This is a genomic window from Teichococcus deserti, from assembly GCF_001982615.1.
GTDB lineage: Bacteria > Pseudomonadota > Alphaproteobacteria > Acetobacterales > Acetobacteraceae > Pseudoroseomonas > Pseudoroseomonas deserti.
On the sequence record NZ_MLCO01000412.1, the window covers coordinates 1 to 6,459 of the forward strand.

The 6,459-nt window shown below is 75.1% G+C and carries 6 protein-coding genes; all 6 read left to right on the forward strand.

Going from position 1 to position 6,459, the window contains the following annotated elements; translation table 11 throughout:
• The first annotated feature begins 36 nt into the window (after positions 1-36).
• Positions 37-1,083 carry a heparinase II/III family protein gene (locus tag BKE38_RS28225; protein ID WP_076960474.1) on the forward strand — a complete coding sequence of 349 codons (1,047 nt, stop codon included), beginning with the start codon at positions 37-39 and terminating at the stop codon, positions 1,081-1,083.
• Positions 1,062-1,895, forward strand: a complete 834-nt coding sequence (locus tag BKE38_RS33530) for a hypothetical protein (protein ID WP_076960475.1) — start codon at positions 1,062-1,064, stop codon at positions 1,893-1,895. The genes BKE38_RS28225 and BKE38_RS33530 overlap by 22 nt, the downstream gene beginning before the upstream one ends.
• Complete coding sequence (locus BKE38_RS33535) at positions 1,892-3,148, forward strand: O-antigen ligase family protein (RefSeq protein WP_083747930.1); 1,257 nt, start codon at positions 1,892-1,894, stop codon at positions 3,146-3,148. Before BKE38_RS33530 ends, BKE38_RS33535 begins: the two co-directional genes overlap by 4 nt.
• On the forward strand, positions 3,141-3,785 hold the full coding sequence (locus BKE38_RS28240) for a sugar transferase (protein ID WP_076960476.1): 645 nt from the start codon (positions 3,141-3,143) through the stop codon (positions 3,783-3,785). Before BKE38_RS33535 ends, BKE38_RS28240 begins: the two co-directional genes overlap by 8 nt.
• 92 nt (positions 3,786-3,877) lie before the next feature.
• Positions 3,878-5,095, forward strand: coding sequence for a DegT/DnrJ/EryC1/StrS family aminotransferase (locus tag BKE38_RS28245; RefSeq protein ID WP_083747931.1), 1,218 nt, complete (start codon positions 3,878-3,880; stop codon positions 5,093-5,095).
• Positions 5,096-5,100: 5 nt separating this feature from the next.
• Positions 5,101-6,360 (forward strand): glycosyltransferase family 4 protein, encoded by a 1,260-nt coding sequence (locus tag BKE38_RS28250; RefSeq protein ID WP_076960477.1) that lies wholly within the window; start codon positions 5,101-5,103, stop codon positions 6,358-6,360.
• Positions 6,361-6,459 lie beyond the last annotated feature (99 nt).

Genomic DNA, 6,459 nt, shown 5'->3' on the forward strand with positions numbered 1-6,459 from the left:
GCGTGGTTGTTGTCCTGAGCGCGGGCATAGCTGGCGGTGGCGGCCGATGGCGGCTTCGCGACGGTCTCCACCGGCTATCACCGGCTGCTGCTCGACACGCTGGTCGCGCTGGAGGCGATCCGCCGGCATTGCGGCCGCCCGGCTTTGGCCGCGCCGATCCCGGGCCGCGCGGCGGCGGCGGCGGTCTGGCTGGGACGGGTCATGGCCCCGGGTGGCGCCCTGCCCGCCCTCGGCCACCAGGACTCCTCTGTGGTTGCCGATCTCGGCGCGCATGGCCCCGGCGACGCGCGCGGCAGCGTGGAGCGGGGCTTGCGCCTTTTCGCCGGGGTCTCCGCCACGGCGCAGGAGGCCGGTTGCGACTGGCTCGGCCTCGGCCCGGCGCCCGCCCTGCCGCGTCCGGCCGCCTGGACCGCCGCCGGCACCCGCGGCTGGGAGGTTTCCGCCGCGCGCGGGTTGCTGCGCGCCGGCCCGCTGCGCTTCCGCCCTGGCCAGGCCGACCTGCTGCACTTCGAGCTCTGGGACGGCGACGCGCCGCTGCTGACCGATGGCGGCACCGGCGCCTACAACCCGCCGCAGGGCTCGCGCTGGTGGCTGGAGTATTTCCCCAGCCAGGCGGCGCACAACGCCATCCAGTTCGACGGGCAGGAGCCGATGCCGCGGCTCGGCCGTTTTCTGTTCGGTTCCTGGCCGCGGGTGGCCCCCCAGCCGCAGGGCGCCATGGCCACCGACCGCTTCGGCCGCAGCCATCGCCGGCAGATCCGCGCCGAGGGCCGCCACTGGCTGGTCACCGACCTCGTCGAAGGAAAGTTCGACCGCGCCGTGCTGCGCTGGCGGCTGGGGCCCGGCGACTGGGCAATGCGGCCCGACGGCGTCGCCGGCCGGGCCCGGCTGCGCATTTCCGCCGATGCGCCGCTGACGCTGCGGCTGGAACGCGGCTGGCACAGCCCGGCTTATGGCCAGGTGCAGCCCTGCCGGGTGCTGGCGGCCGAGGCCGAGGCGCCGCTGCGCTGCCTGGTCACCCGCATCCTGCTGCCGCCCTTCGAGGATGGCCCGGAGGCGCCATGCCGCTCGACCAGCTGCTGAGGGGCGTCTGGCGGCTGCGCCAGCTGGTGGCCCTCGCCGCCCTGCTGCTGCTGGCCGCCGGCACCACGCTGATCCTGGCCTGGCCGCGCGCCTATGTCGCCCAGGCCGTGGTGGCCCCCGCCGAGACCACCGGCATGGCCGCCTCCAGCCTGATCTCCGCCAACACCCTGGCGCCGGGCTCGCTGCTGGACACGCGGCCGGGCGGCAATTTCGCCGTCTATCTGGCGGCGCTGCGCAGCCCCGAGGCCACCGCCATGCTGCTGCGCGATACTTCGCTGCTCGACGCCCTGGCGGCGGCGCGGGCGGAAAGCCCGGCCGCGCCGCTGCGGGCCTGGCTGGGGATGGAGCGCCCGCTGGATGGCGACGACGCGCAGCGCTGGCTGGAGCGCAACCTCTCGGTCACCCAGTCGCTGGCCTCGGTGACCTGGACGCTGGAGATCGCGCATCCCTCGCGCGACACGGCGCTCGAGATCCTCGACCGGCTGCACCGCTTCGCCGAAGCCCGGGTGCGCGAGGACCTGGCGCTGCTGACCCGGCGCCGCATCATCGCCCTCGAAGGCCGGCTGGCGACCGAGCGCGACCTCTACCTCCGCACCCCGCTCTTCGAGCTGCTGGCCCAGCACCAGCGCGCCGCCCTGGTGGTGGCGGCCGAATCGACGCTGGCCTCGCGCCTGGTCTCCGGCCCCAGCGTCGAGCTGCGGCCCTCGGTGCCGAACCGGCCGCTGCTGCTGCTGCTGCTGGGGCTCGCCGCGCCGATGGCCTGCGTCTTCCTCGCCGCCTGCTGGGTGCTGCTGCGCGGGCCGGAGGCGTGACGCGGATCGACACCGCCAGCCTGGCCTCGCTGGCCGGGGCCAGCGCCGCGGCGCTGCATTTCGCCGGCGCGCTGAAATCGACGCCGGCCGGCGCCCGGCTGCCGCTGGACCTGACGCTGATGGCGGGGATGGCCACCCTGCCGCTGCTGGCGCTGCTGCTGCTGACAAGGCGCTGGCGGCTGCATCCGCTGGTCGGCCCGCCGCTGGCCGCGAGCGCTTTCCTGTGGCTCTGGCTGGTGGTCGCCGGCGCCTGGAGCGCCAGCCACGCGGTGCTGCCGCAGAAGCTGGCCGATATCCTGCTGCTGGGGCCGCCGATGCTGCTGGCCGGCATCGCCATCGGCGCCGACGCCGCATCCCGCCGCGCCTTCGCCGGGGTGACCCTGGCCATCGGCCCGCTGGTCGCCGCCAGCATCGCCTGGGGCCTGGCCCAGGGCCAGGTGGTGCTCGGCGGCCCGTCGGAGGGCATGTCGCAGCCCGACCTGCTTCGCGTCCAGTACCAGCTGGCGGGCCAGGCCATCGCCTGCGCCGCCGGCCTCGGCGCCGTGCGGCTGATCGAGTCGCCGCATCTCCGGGGCCGGGTGTTCTGGGCGGGCTACGTCGTCGCCATGGCGGTGGCGGCGCTGCTGCCGGGCGGGCGGCTCGGGCTGATCGCGCTGGTGGCCGCCGTGCTGCTGGTGCCCGCCTTGCGCTGCTGGTCGGCCGGGCGGCCGCGCGCCGCGCTGGGCTGGCTGGCGCTGGCGACGCTGGCCGCCGTCGCCGCGGTCGTCCTGCTGCTGCTGCGGATCGCCGAGACCGAGGGGCTGCGGACCCTGGAACGCTTCACCTCGTCCGGCATCGAGGCCTCGGCGCGGCCGGCGCTGTGGCGTGCCGCGCTGGACTGGGCCGGCGAGACCATGCCCTGGGGCCTCGGCACCGGCGGCTTCACCATCGCCGCCGGCCATGGCGAGCGGCGTGGCCTCTACCCGCACAACCACGCGCTGGAGGCGCTGGCCGAGGGCGGGCTGCCCGGGCTGGCGCTGTGGCTGGCCAGCTTCGGCGGCGGCGTGCTGCTGCTGCTGCTGCGCGCCCGCCACGCGGCCCCGGCGCGCGTGGCGCGGATCGCGGCGCTGGTGCTGCCGGTGGCGCTGGCGGCGCTGGTCTCCACCGACCTGGGCAACCGCATGGTGTGGTTCGCGCTGGGCCTGGCGCTGTCGCTGGGCGTTGTCGCGCGGGTCGAGTCGGCCTCGCGGAAGCCCGAGTCGCCGCATGGATGACAGCCGCTACGCCCGATTCGTGAAGCGTCCGCTCGATATCCTGCTGGCGTTCGGGCTCCTGGCGCTGCTGGCGCCGCTCCTGCTGGCGGTGGCGCTGGCCGTCCGGACCGCGCTGGGTCCGCCGGTCCTGTTCCGCCAGATCCGCGCCGGGCGCTACGGGGCGCCCTTCCTGCTGCTGAAATTCCGCTCGATGGCCGAGGGGCCGGGCGACGACTCGGCGCGACTCGGGACGTTCGGAAGAGTCCTGCGCGCCACCGCCCTCGACGAGCTGCCGCAGCTGACAAACATCCTGCGCGGGGAGATGAGCCTGGTCGGGCCGCGGCCGCTGCCGCTGTCCTATCTGCCGCATTACGACCGCCGCCAGCGCTCCCGCCTCGCCGTGCGGCCGGGACTCGCCGGCAGCGCCCAGGCCGCCGGGCGCAACGCCCTGCCCTGGCGCGACCGGCTTGAATGCGATGCAACCTACGCGCAACACGTCTCCGCCAGGGGCGATTTTCGTGCTGTCTTAGGCACGATCCGTATCCTTTTGATCGGCCAGGGAGTCAGCGCGCCGGGCCACGCCACGATGCCGCGCTTCGACTCGGCGCACGCGCAAGTGCCTGAAGCGATTGAGGAAGATTCAAACACTCCCGGTTGATTTGCTTCTTGCAAACTCACCTCGAAGGCTGCTTGCCTTGGGGTGCGCTCACAAAATCGTGAGCGGTATGCGAGCAAGAGCGAGCATCGACCATGGCAGCAATCCAGAACGGGGCGGGCAGCATGGCGGCGGCGACAGGAGGGATCCTGCGCTTCCCGGAGCGGCCGCGGGCGGCGCCGGCGCTGCGCCCGCGGCTGCATCTCTCCCCCCCGAGCCTGGTGGGTGGCGAGCTGGCGACGCTGAGCCGCACCCTCACCTCCGGCTGGATCGCGCCCGCCGGCCCGGTGCCCGAGGCCTTCGAGGCCGCGCTCTGCGGCGCCACCGGCTTCGAGCATGCCGCGGCCGTCGCCTCCGGCACCGCGGCGCTGCACCTCGCCTACCGGGTGCTGGGCGTCGAGCGCGGCGACGAGGTCTGGACGCAGAGCCTGACCTTCGTCGCCACCATCGCGCCGGCGGTGCAGATGGGCGCGAAGCCGCGCTTCCTCGACGTCGCGCCGGACAGCTGGACGCTGGACCCCGAGGTCCTCGAGACCCAGCTGCGCCTCGCCGCGCGTCGCGGAAAACTGCCGCGGGCGGTGGTGCCGGTGGATCTCTACGGCCAGCCGGCCGATCTCGACGTCATCCTCGAGATCTGCGGCCGCTGGGGCGTGCCCGTGCTCTGCGACAGCGCCGAGGCGCTGGGGGCGCATTACCGCGGCCGGCCGGTCGGCAAGGGCGCGGCGATGGCCGCCTTCTCCTTCAACGGCAACAAGATCATCACCGCAGGCGGCGGCGGCGCGCTGTGCTCGGACGACCCCGCGCTGATCGCCCGCGCCCGGCATCTGGCGACCCAGGCGAAGGAGGCGGCGCCGCACTACCAGCACGAGACCACCGGCTATTCCTACGGCCTGTCCTCGGTGCTGGCCTCGGTCGGGCTGGCGCAGATCGGCGCGCTGCGCGCCCGCGTCGCCGCCCGTCGCCTGGTCTTCGCCCGCTATGCCGAGGCGCTGTCCGACCTGCCCGGGCTGACGCTGATGCCCGAGCCCGGCTGGGCCCAGGCGACGCGCTGGCTGACCGTGCTGCAGCTCGACCCCGCCCGCTTCGGCGCGACGCCCGAGGAGCTGCGGCGCGAGCTGGAGGCGGCGAACATCGAAAGCCGCCCGGTCTGGAAGCCGCTGCACATGCAGCCCGCCTTCCGCGGCGCCCGCTGCCATGGCCCCGGCCAGGCGGTGCGCCTGTTCGAGCGCGGCCTCTGCCTGCCGAGCGGCGCCATGAGCAGCGCCGACCAGGACCGCGTCATCGAGATCATCCGTGCCGTCTTCAGGGGGTAAGGTCCATGCGCATCCTCTACCTGCACCAGCACTATTCCGGCCCCCAGGGCGCCACCGCCACCCGCAGCCACGCCATGGCGACCGCGCTCACGCGCCAGGGGCACCATGTCACCCTCCTCTGCGGCCGCTATGCCGGCGCGGTGACCGGGCTGATCGGCGGCTACAACCGTGGACAGCGGGAAGGCCTGCTGCGCGGCATCCGGCTGGTCGAGCTCGACATCCCCTATGACAATGCGATGGGCCTGGCCGCCCGCGCCGCGGCCTTCGCCCGCTATGCCGTGCGGGCCTCGCGCCTCGCCCTGTCGCAGCGCTGGGACCTGGTGATCGCCAGCTCCACCCCGCTGACGGTCGCCATTCCCGCGCTGCTGGCCCAGCGGATGCGCGGCACGCCCTTCCTCTTCGAGATCCGCGACCCCTGGCCGGAGCTGCCGGCGGCGCTCAGCGGGCTGCCCGGCCCGGTGCTGGCGGGGATGGGCCGGCTGGCGGACGCCGCCTGCCGCCGCGCCGGCGCCGTCATCGCGCTGTCGGAAGGCATGGCACAGACCGCGCTGGCCCGCGGCGCCGAGCCCGGCCGCGTCCATGTGGTGCCCAATGGCTGCGACCTCGAGCTGTTCGGCCCGCATGTCGCCCCCTGGCGCCCGGCCGAGGCGGCGCCCTGGGAGGCGCTGGCCGTCTATGCCGGGGCGCATGGCCGCGCCAACGGGCTGGACCAGCTGCTGGACGCGGCTGGCCTGCTGCAGGCCCGCGACGAGCGCCGGCTGCGCCTGCTGCTGGTCGGCGACGGCGCCGAGAAGCCGCGGCTGATGGCGCGCGCCGGCGAAATGGGGCTGGCCAATGTCAGCTTCCTCGACCCGATGCCGAAGCGGCAGCTCGCCGCCCTGCTGGCCGGCTGCCAGATCGGCGTGCAGTGCCTGGCCCCGGTTCCCGAATTCGCCGAATGGACCGCGCCCAACAAGCTGATGGACTACCTGGCAGCCGGGCTGCCGGTGGTCTCGACCCTCCACGGACGGGCAGGACGACTGCTCGCCGAGGGCCCCTGCGGCATCGCCCCCCCCCCGGGCGATGCCGCAACGGTGGCCGAGGGCCTGGCAGCGTCGCTGGCCTGGCTGGCCGGCCATCCGGCGCAGCGCGCCGCCATGGGCCGCGCCGCCCGCGACCAGGCGGTGCGCCGCTGGGACCGCCGGCTGCAGGCGGCCCGCTTCGCCGAGATCGTGCGGCTGGCCGCCGCGCGCCCCGCCACCGAAACCGCGCTGGTGCCGGCATGACCCCGCCCGATGGCTATCGCTCTGAAGTCCCGACCACGCCCGGCCTGCCCCCCCAGGCGCTGCTGCCCGGCCTCGGCCTGCCCGCCCTGCTGCGGCAGG

Bases quoted from the DNA above. Each gene is read 5' to 3' on its own strand.
- BKE38_RS33530 (WP_076960475.1), top strand. From the start codon at position 1,062: ATGCCGCTCGACCAGCTGCTGAGGGGCGTCTGGCGGCTGCGCCAGCTG.
- BKE38_RS28240 (WP_076960476.1), top strand. From the start codon at position 3,141: ATGGATGACAGCCGCTACGCCCGATTCGTGAAGCGTCCGCTCGATATC.
- BKE38_RS28245 (WP_083747931.1), top strand. From the start codon at position 3,878: ATGGCAGCAATCCAGAACGGGGCGGGCAGCATGGCGGCGGCGACAGGA.
- BKE38_RS28250 (WP_076960477.1), top strand. From the start codon at position 5,101: ATGCGCATCCTCTACCTGCACCAGCACTATTCCGGCCCCCAGGGCGCC.